General features: G+C 63.4%; 11 protein-coding genes. 10 read left to right on the plus strand and 1 reads right to left on the minus strand.

Annotated features, from left to right (window positions below):
* Positions 1-66 precede the first annotated feature (66 nt).
* The gene (locus GGR36_RS18925) at positions 67-708 is read left to right on the plus strand and encodes a ParA family protein (RefSeq protein ID WP_183636584.1); all 642 of its coding nucleotides are present in this window, start codon (positions 67-69) and stop codon (positions 706-708) included.
* Positions 709-713: 5 nt separating this feature from the next.
* Here GGR36_RS18925 and GGR36_RS18930 read toward each other — a convergent pair whose 3' ends face one another.
* Entirely contained in the window at positions 714-2522 is a 1809-nt protein-coding gene (locus GGR36_RS18930) for an ABCB family ABC transporter ATP-binding protein/permease (RefSeq protein ID WP_183636587.1), read from the minus strand.
* A 241-nt stretch (positions 2523-2763) separates the two neighbouring features.
* On the opposite strand from GGR36_RS18930, the gene GGR36_RS18935 reads away from it, so the two are divergent.
* The 9 genes from GGR36_RS18935 to GGR36_RS18975 all read left to right on the plus strand — a co-directional run bounded on the left by GGR36_RS18935 (position 2764) and on the right by GGR36_RS18975 (position 16161).
* On the plus strand, positions 2764-3441 hold the full coding sequence (locus GGR36_RS18935) for a TetR/AcrR family transcriptional regulator (RefSeq protein ID WP_338086719.1): 678 nt from the start codon (positions 2764-2766) through the stop codon (positions 3439-3441).
* A 17-nt stretch (positions 3442-3458) separates the two neighbouring features.
* Complete coding sequence (locus GGR36_RS18940) at positions 3459-5954, plus strand: acyl-CoA dehydrogenase (protein WP_183636592.1); 2496 nt, start codon at positions 3459-3461, stop codon at positions 5952-5954.
* Positions 5955-6039: 85 nt separating this feature from the next.
* A complete protein-coding gene (locus GGR36_RS18945) occupies positions 6040-7323 on the plus strand; it encodes an acetyl-CoA C-acetyltransferase (protein WP_183636595.1) in 1284 nt (427 codons plus the stop codon).
* A gap of 63 nt (positions 7324-7386) precedes the next feature.
* Positions 7387-8340, plus strand: a complete 954-nt coding sequence (locus tag GGR36_RS18950) for a DegV family protein (protein ID WP_183636598.1) — start codon at positions 7387-7389, stop codon at positions 8338-8340.
* Between the two features lie 101 nt (positions 8341-8441).
* The gene (locus tag GGR36_RS18955) at positions 8442-10367 is read left to right on the plus strand and encodes a 3-hydroxyacyl-CoA dehydrogenase NAD-binding domain-containing protein (protein WP_183636601.1); all 1926 of its coding nucleotides are present in this window, start codon (positions 8442-8444) and stop codon (positions 10365-10367) included.
* A gap of 8 nt (positions 10368-10375) precedes the next feature.
* Positions 10376-10780 (plus strand): acyl-CoA thioesterase, encoded by a 405-nt coding sequence (locus GGR36_RS18960; protein WP_183636604.1) that lies wholly within the window; start codon positions 10376-10378, stop codon positions 10778-10780.
* Between the two features lie 56 nt (positions 10781-10836).
* A complete protein-coding gene (locus GGR36_RS18965; protein ID WP_183636607.1) occupies positions 10837-12234 on the plus strand; it encodes an OmpP1/FadL family transporter in 1398 nt (465 codons plus the stop codon).
* A gap of 316 nt (positions 12235-12550) precedes the next feature.
* The gene (locus GGR36_RS18970; protein ID WP_183636611.1) at positions 12551-14935 is read left to right on the plus strand and encodes a 3-hydroxyacyl-CoA dehydrogenase NAD-binding domain-containing protein; all 2385 of its coding nucleotides are present in this window, start codon (positions 12551-12553) and stop codon (positions 14933-14935) included.
* Positions 14936-14958: 23 nt separating this feature from the next.
* Complete coding sequence (locus GGR36_RS18975) at positions 14959-16161, plus strand: acetyl-CoA C-acyltransferase (protein WP_183636614.1); 1203 nt, start codon at positions 14959-14961, stop codon at positions 16159-16161.
* The last annotated feature ends 61 nt before the right edge of the window (positions 16162-16222 follow it).

Raw genomic sequence — 16222 nt, forward strand, 5'->3', positions numbered from 1 at the left:
CGGCTAAAGTGACTGTCGCGTTCAGGCTAAGATGTCGCCAGCCAAGTCATTCTGAGGTTTGGGCAGATGCGCGTAATCATGGTTGCGAACCCCAAGGGCGGGGTTGGCAAGAGCACGCTTTCCACCAATCTGGCGGGGCACCTTGCCTGGCGGGGCGCGTCGGATGCTTCGACACGGGTGATGCTGGGGGATGTTGATCGCCAACAATCGGCCCGAATGTGGTTGTCCCTGCGCCCCGTCGGTCTGCCCCGGATTGCGGGCTGGGATCTTGAGCCGGGGCAGCCGGCCCGCCCGCCGAAGGGTACGACCCACGCCGTGATCGATACGCCGGCAGGCCTGCATGGTGACAAGCTGCGTGGTCTGGTCAAACTGGCGCATGCGGTGATCGTGCCCTTGCAGCCCTCCATATTCGACATTCTTGCAACGCGTGCATTCCTTCAAACACTGGCGGAACTCAAGGCGGCAAAGGGTGTTCAGGTCGCCGTCATCGCGATGCGGATTGATCCGCGCACGCGCTCAGCAGAACAGCTTGAGCGATTCACAGACGGACTTGGGTTGCCCGTTCTGGCGCACCTTCGTGACACGCAGAATTACGTGCAACTCGCTGCGCACGGTCTCACGCTCTACGACGTGCCGGAAACGCGTGTCGCGAAAGACCGCCAGCAGTGGCTGCCGATAGAGCGTTGGCTTCGGTTGCTGGAGGCCTGACTCATTTACGTGTTTGTCTCAAGGGCCTCTTGTTGTTGCAGCGCCCACATGGCGGCATACGGGCCATTCTGACTTAACAAACTGGCGTGGGCGCCCCGTTCCACGATGCGACCGCCGTCCAGCACCAGGATCTCGTCGGCATTCATGACCGTCGATAGCCGGTGCGCGATGACGATCGCAGTACGGCCGCGCGCCGCCGCTTCAATTTGCGACTGGATGGCTTTCTCGGTCTTCGAGTCGAGCGCCGATGTGGCTTCGTCGAAGATGAGGATGGGGGGGTTCTTCAACAGTGCGCGCGCAATCGCGACACGCTGCTTTTCGCCACCGGAGAGCTTGAGGCCGCGTTCGCCGACGCGCGTCTGATAGCCATCGGGCAGGTGCGCGACGAAGTCGTGGAGCTGCGCCGCACGTGCCGCGGCCAGGATTTCCTCCTCGCTGGCGCCGGGTCGCCCGTACTCGATGTTGTAGCGGATCGTGTCGTTGAACAGCACCGTATCCTGGGGGACGATGCCGATTGCCCGGCGAAGCGCATCCTGCTTGATCGCCCGCGTATCGAGATCACCTACGTATACCGCACCGCCGCTGACATCATAGAAACGGTACAACAGGCGGGCGACGGTCGACTTTCCTGAGCCGGAGTGGCCAACGATCGCGATGGTTTTGCCAGCCGGCACCTCGAAACTCACGCCGTGAAGAATCTGTCGCTTGGGGTCGTAGTGGAAGTCGACGCGGTCAAAGCGCACGGAAAGTGCGCCGGCGGGAAGTTCTGTTGCATCGGGCCGATCTTCGACCTCGCGCCCCGTCTTCAGCAGGCCGAACATCCGTTCAATGTCGGTCAGGGCCTGGCGAATCTCGCGATACATCACGCCAAGGAAGTTCAGCGGGATGTACAGCTGAATCAGAAAGGCGTTGACCAGCACGATATCGCCAACCGTCATCGTGCCATTCACGACCCCGGCGGTGGCCCGCCACATCATTGCAGTGACGCCACAGGCAATGATGAGCGCCTGACCCAGGTTGAGCGCTGACAGCGAGTACTGATTACGCAACTGGGCGGCAATCCAGGTCTGAAGTTGAGCGTCATAACGACCCGCTTCAAAGGCCTCGTTGTTGAAGTACTTTACCGTCTCGTAGTTGAGCAGGCTGTCGACGGCGCGAGCGTTGGCTGCCGAGTCGAGTTCGTTGGCCTGGCGGCGCAGGGCGGTCCGCCAGTTCGTGACGCTGATCGTGAATCCGATGTACAGCGATAGCGTGGCCAGCGTGATCACCGCGAAACTCGGTTCGTATTTCTTGAGCAGGATGCCGACGACGAGGGTTATCTCGACCAGGGTTGGCAGGATCGAATACAGCGTGTAGCTGATCAATGACCCGATCGAGCGTGTGCCGCGTTCGATGTCGCGCGTGAGGCCGCCGGTCTGACGGTCCAGGTGAAAGCGCAGTGACAGCGAATGGAGGTGTCTGAAGACCTCCAGCGATATCCGTCGTACCGATTCCTGCGTCACCTTGGCGAAGACGATTTCCCGGAACTCCGTGAACATTGAAGTCGAGAAACGCAGTACGCCGTACGCGACCAGTAGCGCTGCCGGCACCACGACGAAGGCCTGTTCCCGGGTGATGGTGAGCCCGTCGATCAACTGTTTGAAGATCAGCGGCACCCCCACATTCGCGAACTTCGCGGAGAGCAGGCAGAGCATCGCCAGGCCGACACGATTGCGATACCGCCAGAGGTACGGAAACAGGGATTTCAGGGTGTCCCAGTCGTGGCGTTCGCCGCTGGCTGGGGCAGGAAGGGGGAGGCTGGGTCCGCGTCGCATGCCTGCATTCTACCGCTCGTGCGCTCGCACATCGGCATGCAGCGAGATACCGCAGCGGGTTCGGCGAATCGCTTGTGTCGCAATGCTGCGCCGCACATACGCTTGCGTACGGAAACTGGTTGACACGGTCTCGATCTGACGTATGATTAAAACGAACGTTTGAACTGCGGGTGGGGGATCCGTGGCAACTCTGAATGGTGAATCGCGTAGCGGGGGGGATACTCGTGAGCGCATCCTGGACGTGGCCGAAGTGCTCTTCACCGAGTACGGCTTCGAGGGCACATCCATGCGCCAGATCACCGGACAGGCTGGTGTGAATCTGGCGGCGGTGAACTACCACTTCGGTACGAAGGAGGCGCTGTTTCAGGCCGTCTTCCACCGCCGCCTTTCCCAGCTCAATCGGATGCGTCTCGAAGTGCTCGACGGCATGGAGCTCGACGCACAAGGTGCGCCGCTCAAGCCCAGCCAGGTCCTTGAGGGCTTCTTTGGCCCGGTGTTGGCGATGGCGACCGACACGCGCCATGGCGGCCATACCTTCATGCGTTTGCTCGGTCGTACTTACACCGAGCCGGCCCAGTTCATTCGCAAATTCATGGCCGAGGAGTTCAGCGACGTCATCAGTCGCTACTCCGATGCGTTGCGCCGGGCGCTGCCCGGCGTGCCGCTGGCCGAGATCATGTGGCGGCTGCATTTCATGATGGGCGCAGTGTCGTATGCCATTTCCGGCATCGATGCGCTGCAACTCGTCAGCGGCCGTTTCGATGACGACCCGGCGCTCATGGCGCCGCGGTTGATGTCCTTCCTTCTTGGGGGATTGCGGGCTCCCCTACCGGATTTGGTCAGCCCGCACGTGCAGTTTCCGACGGGGGATGTCGGGGGCGGGGTTTCGGCCCCGGATTTCGGTGCTGCACGCGCCTAACGCTTAAGGAGATGGCGATGTTTTGGCTCTTAGTTTGCTTGCTTCCTCTCATGGCAATCGCGCTCGCTTTTGGGCGGGCGCCTCTTTTTGCCTGGCTGGTGGCTGGTGTGGCATGGCTGGTCGGCATGTCGCAGGTGGCGGGGTGGTCGGCGCTGACCCTGGGTGTCAGTGTGGGCGTGTTTGCGGTGCTGCTGGGCGTGTTCATTCTCAAGCCCCTGCGCCGGGCGCTGGTGACGGGGCCGGTGTTCAGCCTCTACCGCAAGATCCTGCCGGCGATGTCGGATACGGAAAAGACGGCGCTTGAGGCCGGCACGGTGTGGTGGGACGGCGAGTTGTTCGCCGGCCGGCCGAACTGGAAGCGTCTGCTGGAGATCCCGGCCGCCAAGCTCAGTGCCGAAGAAAAGGCTTTCGTCGAGAACGAAACGGAAGAGCTGTGCCGCATGGTCAGCGATTGGGATACGACCAATCTCTACAACGACCTGCCGCCGCACGTCTGGCAGTACATCAAGGACAAGGGCTTCCTCGGCATGATCATTCCGAAGGAGTACGGTGGCAAAGGCTTCTCCGCTATCGCGCACTCCGAAGTGGTGACCAAGCTGGCGACCCGTTCGTCCGCGTCGGCGGTGTCCGTGATGGTGCCGAACTCGCTTGGACCGGCCGAACTGCTGTTGCACTACGGTACCAAGGAGCAGAAGGACTACTACCTGCCGCGTCTCGCGAAGGGCCTGGAGATTCCGGCCTTCGCGCTGACCAGCCCGGTGGCCGGTTCCGACGCGGCCTCGATTCCCGACCGTGGCGTGATCTGCAAGGGCATGTACCAGGGCAAGGAAGTGCTCGGCATGCGCGTCACCTGGGACAAGCGCTACATCACGCTTGGCCCGATCTGTACCGTGCTCGGTCTCGCTTTCCGCCTGTATGACCCGGACAAGCTGCTCGGCAACGTCGAAGACCTTGGCATTACCTGTGCGCTGGTACCCAATACCCATCCCGGCGTGAACATCGGTCGCCGCCACCAGCCGCTCAACGCGATGTTCCATAACGGACCGAACTGGGGCAAAGACGTCTTCATGCCGCTCGACTTCATCATCGGCGGCCCGAAGATGGCAGGCCAAGGCTGGCGCATGCTGATGGAGTGTCTGGCTGCGGGTCGTTCGATCTCGCTGCCGGGTTCAAACACCGGCATGATGAAGCTCACCGCGCGTGCGGTCGGCGCCTACAGCCGTGTGCGTGCGCAGTTCAAGACCGCGATTGGCAAGTTCGAGGGCATCGAAGAGCCGCTCGCTCGCATCGGTGGCAACCTCTACATGTGCGATGCGGCACGCACCTTCACTGCCGGCGCGATCGACCTGGGCGAGAAGCCCTCGGTGGTCTCCGCCATCGTCAAGTACCACGTCACCGAGCGTGCTCGTACCGTTGTCAATGACGGCATGGACATCCTCGGCGGCAAGGGCATCTGCATGGGGCCGCAGAACTTCCTTGCGCGTGCCTATCAGCAGATCCCGATCGGCATCACCGTGGAAGGCGCGAACATCCTGACGCGCAGCCTGATCATCTTCGGGCAGGGCGCCATCCGCTGCCATCCGTATGTGTTGAAGGAAATGCAGGCCGCGCAGGACGGCGACACCGCGCGTGGGCTCAAGGTCTTCGACGATGCGCTGTTCAGCCACATTGGCTTCACCATCAGCAATGCGGCGCGCGCCTTCGTGTACGGCATCACCGGTTCGCACTGGAACGCCACGCCTGACGTAGCGCCGGAAACCAAGCGCTACTACCAGCAGCTCACCCGCTTCTCGGCTGCCTTCGCCTTCCTCGCCGATGTGTCGATGCTCTACATGGGCGGCGACCTCAAGCGCAAGGAAAAGCTCTCGGCACGTCTGGGCGACATCCTGTCGCAGATGTACCTGTGCTCGGCAACGCTCAAGCGGTATGAGCAGGAAGGCCGCCAGCAGGCCGATGCGCCGCTGATGCACTGGGCGATCTGGGATGCGATGTTCAAGGCGCAGAACGCGTTCGAGGGCGTGATCTCCAACTTCCCGAACCGCTTCCTGTCGACGATGCTGCGTCGCCTGATCTTCCCGCTGGGCCGTCCGTATGTCGTGCCGTCTGACCGTCTGGGTCACCAGGTTGCGGCGCTGCTGATCGCGCCGAGTGAAACCCGCGACCGCCTGGTTGCCGGCTCCTTCGTCGATCGTGGCAATGAAGAAGATCCGATCGGCGTGCTCGAACTGGCGCTCGATGCAGCGGTGCGTTCTGAAGCGATCGAAGCCAAGCTGCGCGGCGCGCAGAAGGCGGGCAAGCTGACTGCGCGTTCGCCGGAAGAGTTGATCGCCCAGGCGCAGAGCCTCGGCGTGATCGGTCGTGACGAAGCCGAGCTGCTGGTGCGCCGCGACGCGCTGCGCGCCAAGGTGATCCGGGTCGACGACTTCCCGAACGATCTGGGCATTGGCGATGCGAAGTCGCACATCCGCCCGGCCGACAAGACGGTGGCACAGGCGACGCTCGTCGCTGCCTGACACGCAGTTTGACCACGACAACAGGCGGGGCGTAGGCCCCGCCGCGCTGCGCCGGAGGGGGTGCAGCGGCGAAGCAGGGGAACCCATGAAGCAAGCGATCTACATCGTCGACGGCGCACGTACGCCGTTCCTGAAGTCGCGCAACGTGCCCGGCCCGTTTGCGGCAGCCGATCTCGCCACCGCCGCGGGGGCGGCGCTGCTGGCGCGCCAACCATTCCGGCCGGATCAGCTCGATGAGGTGATCCTGGGATGCGCCTCGCCTTCGCCGGATGAGGTGAATATCGGTCGCGTCGTCGCGCTGCGCATGGGGTGCGGCCTTGGCGTGCCGGGCTGGACGGTGATGCGCAACTGCGCCTCCGGCATGCAGGCGATCGATTCGGGCATCAACAACATCCTCGCTGGCCGCTCGCAACTGGTGCTGGCCGGCGGCGTCGATGCGCTTTCGCGCGCGCCGCTGCTGTTTTCGGATGCGATGGTGCGCTGGCTGTCGGGCTGGTACCAGACCAAGAGCGTCGGCCAGAAGCTGGCGGCGCTGCGTCAGTTCAAGCTGGGCTACCTGGCACCGGTGATCGGTCTGATGAAGGGGCTCACCGATCCGATCGTTGGCCAGTTGATGGGTCAGACCGCCGAGAACATCGCTTTCAAGTTCGGCATCAACCGCCGCAAGATGGATGAATTCGCGGCGCGCAGCCACCAGCGTGTTTCGGCGGCCCAGAAGGCCAGCCACTTCACGCAGGAGATCGTCCCGCTGATCGACGAGAAGGGCAATGTGTATGCGGAAGACGATGGTGTGCGCCACGACTCGACCGCAGACGGCCTCGCCAAACTCAAGCCCTTCTTCGACAAGAAGTACGGTTATGTGACCGCGGGCAACAGCTCGCAGATCACCGATGGCGCGGCCTGGTTGATCCTCGCCTCTGAAGAGGCGGTGCAAAAATATGGGCTGAAGCCGATCGGCAAGATCGTCGATACGCAATGGGCCGGCCTCGCGCCAGACCAGATGGGTCTTGGCCCGGTGCATGCGTCGACGCCGATCCTGCAGCGCAACGGGCTGGGGCTGGGCGACATCGATACCTGGGAAATCAACGAAGCCTTCGCCGCGCAGGTGCTGGCCTGCATCGAGGCCTGGAAGGACGCGGCCTACTGCAAGGAGCATCTTGGGCTCGATGCACCACTCGGTGCGCTCGATGAGAACAAACTCAATGTGGACGGTGGTGCGGTTGCGCTGGGGCATCCGGTCGGGGCCAGTGGTGCGCGCATCGTGCTGCATGCCCTGCATCAACTGCGCCGCACCGGTGGAAAACGTGCCATGGCAACCATCTGCATCGGCGGTGGTCAGGGTGGTGCGGTGCTGGTCGAGACTGTGTAACCTTCACGCCTCCATACACAACAGTACGGTCCACAAGGCCGATAACAGGGGGAGACAGGGAGCATGAAGATTGGATTGGTGGTCGATTCGACCTGCGATTTGCCGCGTTCGTTCTTTGAAGAGGAAGGCATCGAACTGATGCCAATCACGCTGCGCATTGGTGATCAGACCTTCGAAGACCGTCGTGACGAAGCGCAGACGATCGAATTCCACTCGGCAAACAAGGATCAGAAGACCGAGACCTTTGCCGAGTCCACGCCGTATTCGAGCGAACAGATCGAGAGCCTGTTCCTCGACAAGCTGGTGCGTGAGTACGACCACGTCTTCTGCCTGACGGTGACGCAGTCGCGCAGCTACATCTACGAGAACGCGATGAAGGCCTCGTTCGGCATCATCGCGAAGTACCGGCAGGTGCGCAAAGACGCCGGCATCGATGGCCGTTTCGCGCTCGCGGTGATCAACAGCCGCAACATCTTCACCGGTCAGGCCGTGCTCGCGGCGGAAGTGATCCGCATGATCAAGGCCGACGCATCGCCGTCGTCGATCGATTCGCGGATTCGCGAGCTGGTGCCGCACACCTATTGCTACATGGTGCCGCCGGACCTGTTCCACATTTACAAGCGTGCGTCGAAACGCGGCGACAAGAGCATCAACTGGGCGAGCTTCATGCTCGGCTCGATGCTCGACATCAAGCCGATCCTGCGCGGCCATCTCGACGAGACCGGCCCGGTCGCGAAGCTGCGCCATTTCGATACCGCGGTCGAGACCATGTTCGCCAACGCGACGCGTGCGGTGAAAGCGGGCTTGCTGGCGCCCACCGTGTGTATCGGATACGGCGGCAACCCGGACGCGGTGCAGCACATGCCCGGTTACCCGGCGCTCAAAGACGCGGCGGACAAGGCTGGGGTGACGATCCACATCGCGCCGATGAGCATTTCCGGCGGCGTGCATACCGGCCCCGGCTGCGTGACGGTGGCCTTCGTGTCGGACAAACATCAGTTCGAAGAGAAGATATGACCTGTGCCGCTGGCGCACGCGCTGGGGGGCGCAGCGCCAGCGGTCTTTTTATTCAGGGGTGACCGATCGAGGTCGCCTGGTATTTCGGAGCAGAGGACATCATGCAGGGGTTCAAGCACTGGCAACTTCAACGCGACGCCGACGGACTGGCCTGGGCTACGCTCGACGCCGCCGACGGCTCGGCCAACACACTGGGTCGCGAAGTGATGGAAGAGCTGGGGGGCCTGCTTGATCAGCTCGACCGCGAACCGCCCAAGGGGCTGGTGATCCGCTCGGGCAAGGCCGCCGGCTTCATTGCCGGCGCCAACATCGAAGAGTTCACCAAGATCGCGACCGTTGACGACGCCAAGGTGCTGGTCAAGCGCGGCTGGGATCTGTTCAATCGCCTCGCTGCAGTCAAGTACCCGACCTTGGCACTGGTGCGCGGTCACTGCATGGGCGGCGGCCTTGAACTTGCGCTGGCGTGCCGCTATCGCGTGGCGGTGGATGAGCCGGGGACCAAGATGGCGTTGCCGGAGGTCATGCTCGGCATCGTACCGGGCTGGGGCGGCATGCTCCGCCTGCCCGAAGTCGTCGGCCCGGCTGCTGCGATGGACATGATGCTGACCGGCAAGAACATCGATGCCAAGCGCGCCAGGAAGATGGGGCTGGCTGATGAATGCGTGCCGCCACGGGTGATGGAAAACACCGCGCGCATGGTGGTTCTGTCTGCCCGCCCGCGCCGCGAACTGCCCTTCATGCAGAAGCTGATGTTGGGCCCGCTCAAGGGCATCGTCGCCAATGGCGCGAAGAAGCAGGTGGCCAAGCGTGCGCGACCGGAGCACTACCCCGCGCCTTACGCGATCATCGACATCTGGTCGAAGTTCGGTGGCAACGCACTGGCCGTGCCGGCCAATGATCCGGCCTCGCTGGAGTCGGTGTTTGGCTCCGCGACGGCGAAGAACCTGATCCGCGTCTTCTTCCTGCAGGACCGCCTGAAGGCCTTCGGCAAGGATTCCGATTTCGCGCCCAAGCATGTGCATGTGATCGGCGCTGGCGTGATGGGCGGCGACATTGCGGCGGTCTGCGCGGCCAAGGGCATGACGGTGACGCTGCAGGACCAGTCGGTGGAGCGCATCGCGCCGGCAATCAAGCGTGCCGCCGAGTTCTACGCCAAACGTTACCGCGGTGACAAGAAGCAGGTGCGCTTCGCGCTCGACCGCCTGATCGCCGATCCGCAGGGCGCCGGTGTGGCGCAGGCCGACGTGATCATCGAGGCGATCTTCGAGAATCTCGAGGTCAAGCAGAAGGTGTTCGCCGACGTCGAAGCACGCGCCAAACCCGACGCGGTGATCGCCACCAACACCTCGTCGCTGAAGCTCGAAGACATTGCCGCGACGTTCAGGAACCCGTCGCGCCTGGTGGGTATCCACTTCTTCAACCCGGTGCCGAAGATGCCTTTGGTAGAAGTCGTCACCGCCGAGAACTCCGATGCCGACGCTGCGAAGAAGGCCGCTGCCTTCGTGCGCAAGATCGACAAACTGCCGCTGCCGGTGAAGAGCGCCCCGGGCTTCCTCGTCAATGCCGTGCTTGGCCCGTACCTGCTGGAGGCGATGCGTTGCGTGGACGAGGGCATTGCGCCGGAAGCGGTCGATGCGGCCGCACTCGCCTTTGGCATGCCGATGGGACCGATCGAACTGGCCGACACGGTGGGCCTGGATATCGCGATGGCGGCGGGCAAGGGCTTGACTGGTGCGGCCGAGCCGCCGAAGAAACTCGCCGAACTGATGGCCGCTGGCAACCTCGGCAAGAAGTCTGGCAAGGGTTTCTATACCTGGGTGAATGGCAAGCCGCAGAAGTCTCAGGCCAGCGCACCAAGCGGGCTTGCCGATCGCCTGGTGAAGCCATTGCTTGATGCGACGCAGCGCTGCGTCAATCAGGGGGTTGTCGGCGACGCTGATCTGGCCGATGCTGGCGTGATCTTTGGAACCGGCTTTGCACCGTTCCGCGGGGGGCCGATGAACTACCTGAAGAACAAGGCAGCCTGATACCGCATATGGGGGACGATTTCTCGCCACTCGCATCCGACGTGCAGCCTGCGCTGCGCATCATCCCCATGCCGAAGGACGTCAACTGGAATGGCGACGTCTTCGGCGGCTGGCTGATGTCGCACGTTGACTTGGCCGGCTCTGTGCCGGCAGTCAAGCGCGCCCGCGGCCGTGTCGCGACCGTTGCGGTGAACTCTTTCATCTTCAAGCAACCTGTGAGTGTCGGCGACCTGCTCAGCTTCTATGCTGATGTTGTGAAGGTGGGCCGCACGTCGATTACCGTTGACGTGCATGTATTTGCGGAGCGCAATCCCAAGCATCCGGAAGTGGTCAAGGTCACCGAGGCGCAACTGACCTACGTAGCAATTGATAGTCAGGGCAACAAGCGGGAGATCCCTGCCGAATCGCCCTGAATGCAATAAACACCGCATTAAGCTGGTGCAATAAAAACCTGAGAGGAGAAGAAACGATGAAGAAGACCCAATTGGCGCAGTTGATTGCCGGCATCGTTGGCGTGACTGCAGCGACGGGTGCATTCGCGAGCGGCTTCCAGTTGCTCGAACAAAGCGGGCAGGGCGTCGGCAACGGTTTTGCGGGTTCCGCCGCGTCCGGCGAAGATGCCAGCACTGCATTCTTCAATCCGGCAGTCATGCCGTTCATGGACAAGCGCACGCAAATCACCTTCGGCCTCGACATGGTCAAGCCGACCGCCAAGTTCGTCGACGAAGGCAGCACCGCGCCACGCTTCATCTCGGCGGGCAAGCTCGGTGGCGATGGGGGCGACGCCGGCAGCTGGAACGCCGTGCCGGCAACCCACATGACTTTCGGGCTTAACAAGGATCTCTCGCTCGGCATCAGCCTTGGGGCGCCTTTCGGCCTCAAGACCGATTACGAAGACAGCTGGCGTGGCCGCTTCCACGCCGACAAGTCCGATCTGAAAATGATCGCGCTGAGCCCGTCGATCGCCTACAAGTTCACCGACACCTTCTCCGCTTCGATCGGCGCGGTGTATCAGCACTTCGAAGCTGAACTCACGCAGGCGGTGAACTTTGGCGGCGTTGTGTGCGACGTGGCCGGTGCCTCGCTGTGCCCGCTGCTCACAGGTCTGGGCACCCTCAACGACAAGGAAGGCTTCTCGCAGGTCAAGGGCAAGTCCGATGACTGGGGCTACCAGCTTGGTTTTGCCTTCCAGCCTTCGCCGAGCACCCGCATCGGTTTGGCCTATCGTTCTGCGGTGAGCCACCACCTGACCGGCGATGTGCATATCACCCGCCCGACCTTCGGCATCGCCTTGATCGATACAGGGCTGGCGCAGCGTGCGTCTGATGGCCCGGTCAGCGTGGATGTGAAGATCCCGGATACGTTCATCGTGTCTGCGTTCCAGAAGCTCGACGACAAATGGACGCTGCAGGGCGACATCTCCCGGACCGGCTGGTCATCGATCAAGACGCTGGACATCTATCGCAACGATGGCAGCCTGTTGTCGAGCAGCTACTACAACTGGCGTGATACCTGGCGTGTTGCGGTCGGCGGCTCGTACCAGTTCGATGCGAGCTGGAAGTTCCGCGCTGGCGTGGCCTACGATCAGACCCCGGTGCAGGCGGAATTCCGTACGCCACGTCTGCCTGACAGCAACCGGACGTGGGTGTCTTTCGGCGCCAACTACCGCATGTCGGAAGCGGTGTCGTTCGATCTGGGCTACAGCCACCTGTTCATGAGTTCGTCCTCATTGAACGACGCGAGCTATCACGCCGAGTACAACCCGGGCGGCATCAACACCACCGCGCCGCTGAACAACGGCGTGCTGAAGGGCCATTACGACGGCTCGGTCGATATCATCGGCATGCAGGTCAACTACGCGTTCTGATGGTTGGCGCACGTTGACGCAGTAGTCACGCGGGGCTGCGGTCGCAGCCCCGCGAAACCTTCCGGCGCGTGATGCGTCGGAAATGCGATGAGGTGGGGGCCACGTCGCATGCAGGTAACACAGGATCTTCAGGCTTGCCGGCGCAAGGGGGCATTCATCCGTGCCGGGGCCAATCAACGGGCAGCGAGCGGGCCGCATTGGTGCGGTCATGTCATGAAAAGGCGCTTGCGCCATACGCATCCGTATGGTGGAATGGCTGTCATGACAGGGTCGATCGGGGAGGTCGGCAAACTGTCCAACAGCAAGGAGTCTTAGCGTGAGTAACTTCATCATCCGCAAGGTTGCGGTGCTCGGCGCGGGGGTCATGGGGGCGCAGATCGCGGCGCACTGTGCAAACGCCGAAGTACCCGTCGTCCTGTTTGATCTTCCGGCCAAGGAAGGCGACCCCAACGGCATCGTCAAGCGCGCGCTCGACGGGCTCAAGAAGCTCGAACCGAGCCCGCTCGCCACCGCCGACCGCGTGCAGTACATCGAAGCGGCCAACTACGACCAGCACATCGCCAAGCTCGCCGAGTGCGACCTCATCATCGAAGCCATCGCCGAGCGCATGGAGTGGAAGCTGGACCTGTACGCCAAGGTCGCACCGCACATCCGCCCCGACGCGATCTTCGCCACCAACACCTCGGGCCTGTCGATCAACAAGCTCGCCGAGGGTTGCCCGGATTCGCTGCGCCCGCGCTTCTGCGGCGTGCACTTCTTCAACCCGCCGCGCTACATGTCGCTGGTGGAGTTGATCCCCTGCAAGGGCACCGACGCCCCGCTGCTGGACAACCTCGAAGCCTTCCTCACGACCACCCTGGGCAAGAGCGTCGTTCGCGCGATCGATACGCCGAACTTCGTCGCCAACCGCGTGGGCGTGTTCTCGATCCTCGCCGTCATGCACCACACGCAGCGCATGGGTCTGGGCTTTGACGAGGTCGATGCGCTGACCGGCCCGCTGATCGGTCGCCCGAAGTCCGCCACCTACCGCACGGCCGACGTCGTGGGTCTGGACACCATGGCGCACGTCATCAAGACGATGACCGACAACCTGCCGAACGACCCCTGGGCGCAGTACTACGCCGCGCCGCAGTGGCTGCAGGCGCTGATCGCCAAGGGCGCGCTGGGCCAGAAGACCAAGGCGGGCATCTTCCGCAAGCAGGGCAAGCAGATCCAGGTGCTGGATCTGGCCGCGCAGGATTATCGTGACTCGACCGGCAAGCCGGCCGACGAAGTGGTCGCGATCCTGAAGAACCGGAACCCGGCCGAGAAGTTCGCGCAGCTGCGTGCCTCGGCGCACCCGCAGGCGCAGTTCCTGTGGGCGATCTTCCGCGACATCTTCCACTACGTCGCGGTGCATCTGGAAACCATCGCCAACAACGCGCGCGACATCGACTTCGCGATGCGCTGGGGCTTCGGCTGGCAGCAAGGCCCTTTCGAGACCTGGCAGGCCGCGGGCTGGAAGGCGATCGCCGACGCCATCGCTGCCGACATCGCCGAAGGCAAGGCCATGGCCAGCGCGCCGCTGCCGGCCTGGGTGTTCGAACGCGAAGGCGTGCATGAAGCCGCCGGCTCGTATTCCTCGTCTGCCAAGGCGATCCAGGGCCGCTCCATGCTGCCGGTGTACAGCCGCCAGCTCTTCCCCGAGCGCGTCTTCGGTGAGGCCGAAGAGCGCGGCACGACGATCTGGGAATCGGAAGGCGTGCGCATGTGGACCACGGGTGACGAGGACGGCAAGCGCGTCCCCGTCCTTTCGTTCAAGTCCAAGATGTGCGCGGTTGGTGCTGACGTGCTCGACGGCGTGCAGGAAGCGATCAAGCGCGCCGAGCGCGACTACGACGGCCTCGTGATCTGGCAACCCAAGCCCCCGTTCTCGGTGGGTGCCAACCTGCAGCAGATCAAGCCGGTGCTCGAAGCGGGCGACTTCGCCACGCTCGAACAGGTGGTCGCCAACTTCCAGGCCACCTCCATGGCGATCAAGTACGCCAAGGTGCCTGTGATCACCGCGGTGGCCGGCATGGCGCTGGGCGGTGGCTGCGAGTTCGTGATGCACTCGCCGCGTGCCGTGGTGGCGCTGGAGAGCTACATCGGCCTCGTCGAAGCTGGTGTCGGCCTGATCCCGGCTGGCGGCGGCTGCAAGGAGTTCGCGATCCGCGCCGCGCAAGCGACCGCTCGCACTGCGACCAACGACCTGATGCTGATCCTGCAGCCGGTGTTCATGGCGATTGCGATGGCCAATGTCAGCAAGAGCGCGAAGAACGCGAAGGAGCTGGGCCTGTTGAAGCAGGACGATGTGGTGGTGTTCAACGCCAACGAAATCCTGCATGTGGCGCGCAAGAACGCGCTGGCGATGTACGAATCGGCATGGCGCCCGGCGCTGTCGCCGGCCGGCATTCCGGTCGCCGGCCGCAACGGCATCGCCACGCTCGAGATGATGCTGGTGAACATGGTCGAGGGCGGCATGATCAGCCCGCACGACTACAAGGTCGCCCGCTCGGCCGCTGTCGCCCTGTGCGGTGGCGAGATCGAGTCCGGCTCGCTGGTCTCCGAAAAGTGGCTGCTCGACGTCGAGCGCGCCCAGTTCGTCGACCTGCTCAAGACCGAGAAGACCCAGCAGCGCATCGCGCACATGCTCGAAACCGGCAAGCCGCTCCGTAACTGAACGGCTGGCTCAGGAGAAAAGATATGACCCGTCAGATTCAGGACGTTTACATCGTTGCCGCCACCCGTACGCCGGTGGCCAAGCGCCGCGGCGCCTTCAAGAACGTGCGCCCCGACGACATGCTGGCCCATGTGCTGTCCGCTGTCGTGAAGCAGGTCCCCGCCTTCGATCTCAACGAGATCGGCGACGTGGTGGTCGGCTGCGCGATGCCGGAAGCCGAGCAGGGCATGAACGTGGCCCGCATCGGCACGCTGCTCGCCGGCTTCCCCAACACCGTGCCCGCCATCACCATCAACCGCTTCTGTTCCTCCGGCGTCAATGCCGTGGCGGATGCGGCGATGAAGATCATGATCGGCGAATGCGACATCGCCATCGGTGCCGGCACCGAATCGATGACCGTGATGCCGCAGATGATGGGCAACAAGGTCTCGATCAACCCGGTGGCCTTCGCCAGCACCGACGAGAACCGCGCCATCGCATTCGGCATGGGCCTCACCGCCGAGAAGGTGGCGCAGAAATACGGCGTGTCGCGCGATGACCAGGACGCTTTTGCCGTGGCCTCGCACCAGAAGGCCTGCGCCGCGATCGCCGCCGGCAAGTTCAAGGACGAGATCACGCCCTACCTAGTGCGTGAGCATCTGCCGGACTTCAAGAGCGGCGCCATCAAGGTCGTCGAGCGCCTGTTCGAGAACGACGAAGGTCCGCGCCCGGATTCCTCGCTCGAAGGCCTCGCCAAGCTCAAGACCGTGTTTGCCGCGCGCGGCTCGGTCACCGCCGGCAACAGTTCGCAGATGTCGGACGGCGCCGGTGCGGTGCTGCTGATGTCCGAAGCCGCCGTGAAGCGCACCGGCGCCAAGCCGATCGCGCGCTTCCGCGGTTTTTCGGTCGCCGGCGTGCCGCCGGAAATCATGGGCATCGGCCCGATCGCTGCGATCCCGAAGGTGCTCAAGCACGCTGGCGCGGCGCAGGGTGATGTCGACTGGTGGGAACTCAACGAAGCCTTCGCCGCACAGGCGCTGGCGGTGATCCGCGACCTGGGCATCGACCCGGGCAAGGTGAACCCGCTCGGCGGCGCCATCGCGCTGGGTCACCCGCTCGGTGCCACCGGCGCGATCCGCGTCGCGACGCTGATGTCGGCGATGAAGCGCGGTGAGGCCAAGCTCGGCATGGTGACGATGTGCATCGGCACCGGCATGGGCGCGGCGGGGTTGTTCGAAGCCGTCTGATCTGGAAGAGCGAGGGCGCCTTTGGCGCCTTCCCAAAACAAAAAGCCCGCGCAGTGCGCGG

It is taken from the genome of Niveibacterium umoris (assembly GCF_014197015.1).
In the GTDB taxonomy this organism is placed as follows: Bacteria; Pseudomonadota; Gammaproteobacteria; order Burkholderiales; family Rhodocyclaceae; genus Niveibacterium; species Niveibacterium umoris.

Excerpts from the sequence above, each read along its gene's own strand:
- GGR36_RS18965 (WP_183636607.1), top strand. The coding sequence starts at position 10,837 with ATGAAGAAGACCCAATTGGCGCAGTTGATTGCCGGCATCGTTGGCGTG.
- GGR36_RS18960 (WP_183636604.1), top strand. The coding sequence starts at position 10,376 with ATGGGGGACGATTTCTCGCCACTCGCATCCGACGTGCAGCCTGCGCTG.
- GGR36_RS18955 (WP_183636601.1), top strand. The coding sequence starts at position 8,442 with ATGCAGGGGTTCAAGCACTGGCAACTTCAACGCGACGCCGACGGACTG.
- GGR36_RS18950 (WP_183636598.1), top strand. The coding sequence starts at position 7,387 with ATGAAGATTGGATTGGTGGTCGATTCGACCTGCGATTTGCCGCGTTCG.
- GGR36_RS18930 (WP_183636587.1), bottom strand. The coding sequence starts at position 2,522 with ATGCGACGCGGACCCAGCCTCCCCCTTCCTGCCCCAGCCAGCGGCGAA.
- GGR36_RS18925 (WP_183636584.1), top strand. The coding sequence starts at position 67 with ATGCGCGTAATCATGGTTGCGAACCCCAAGGGCGGGGTTGGCAAGAGC.
- GGR36_RS18940 (WP_183636592.1), top strand. The coding sequence starts at position 3,459 with ATGTTTTGGCTCTTAGTTTGCTTGCTTCCTCTCATGGCAATCGCGCTC.
- GGR36_RS18975 (WP_183636614.1), top strand. The coding sequence starts at position 14,959 with ATGACCCGTCAGATTCAGGACGTTTACATCGTTGCCGCCACCCGTACG.
- GGR36_RS18945 (WP_183636595.1), top strand. The coding sequence starts at position 6,040 with ATGAAGCAAGCGATCTACATCGTCGACGGCGCACGTACGCCGTTCCTG.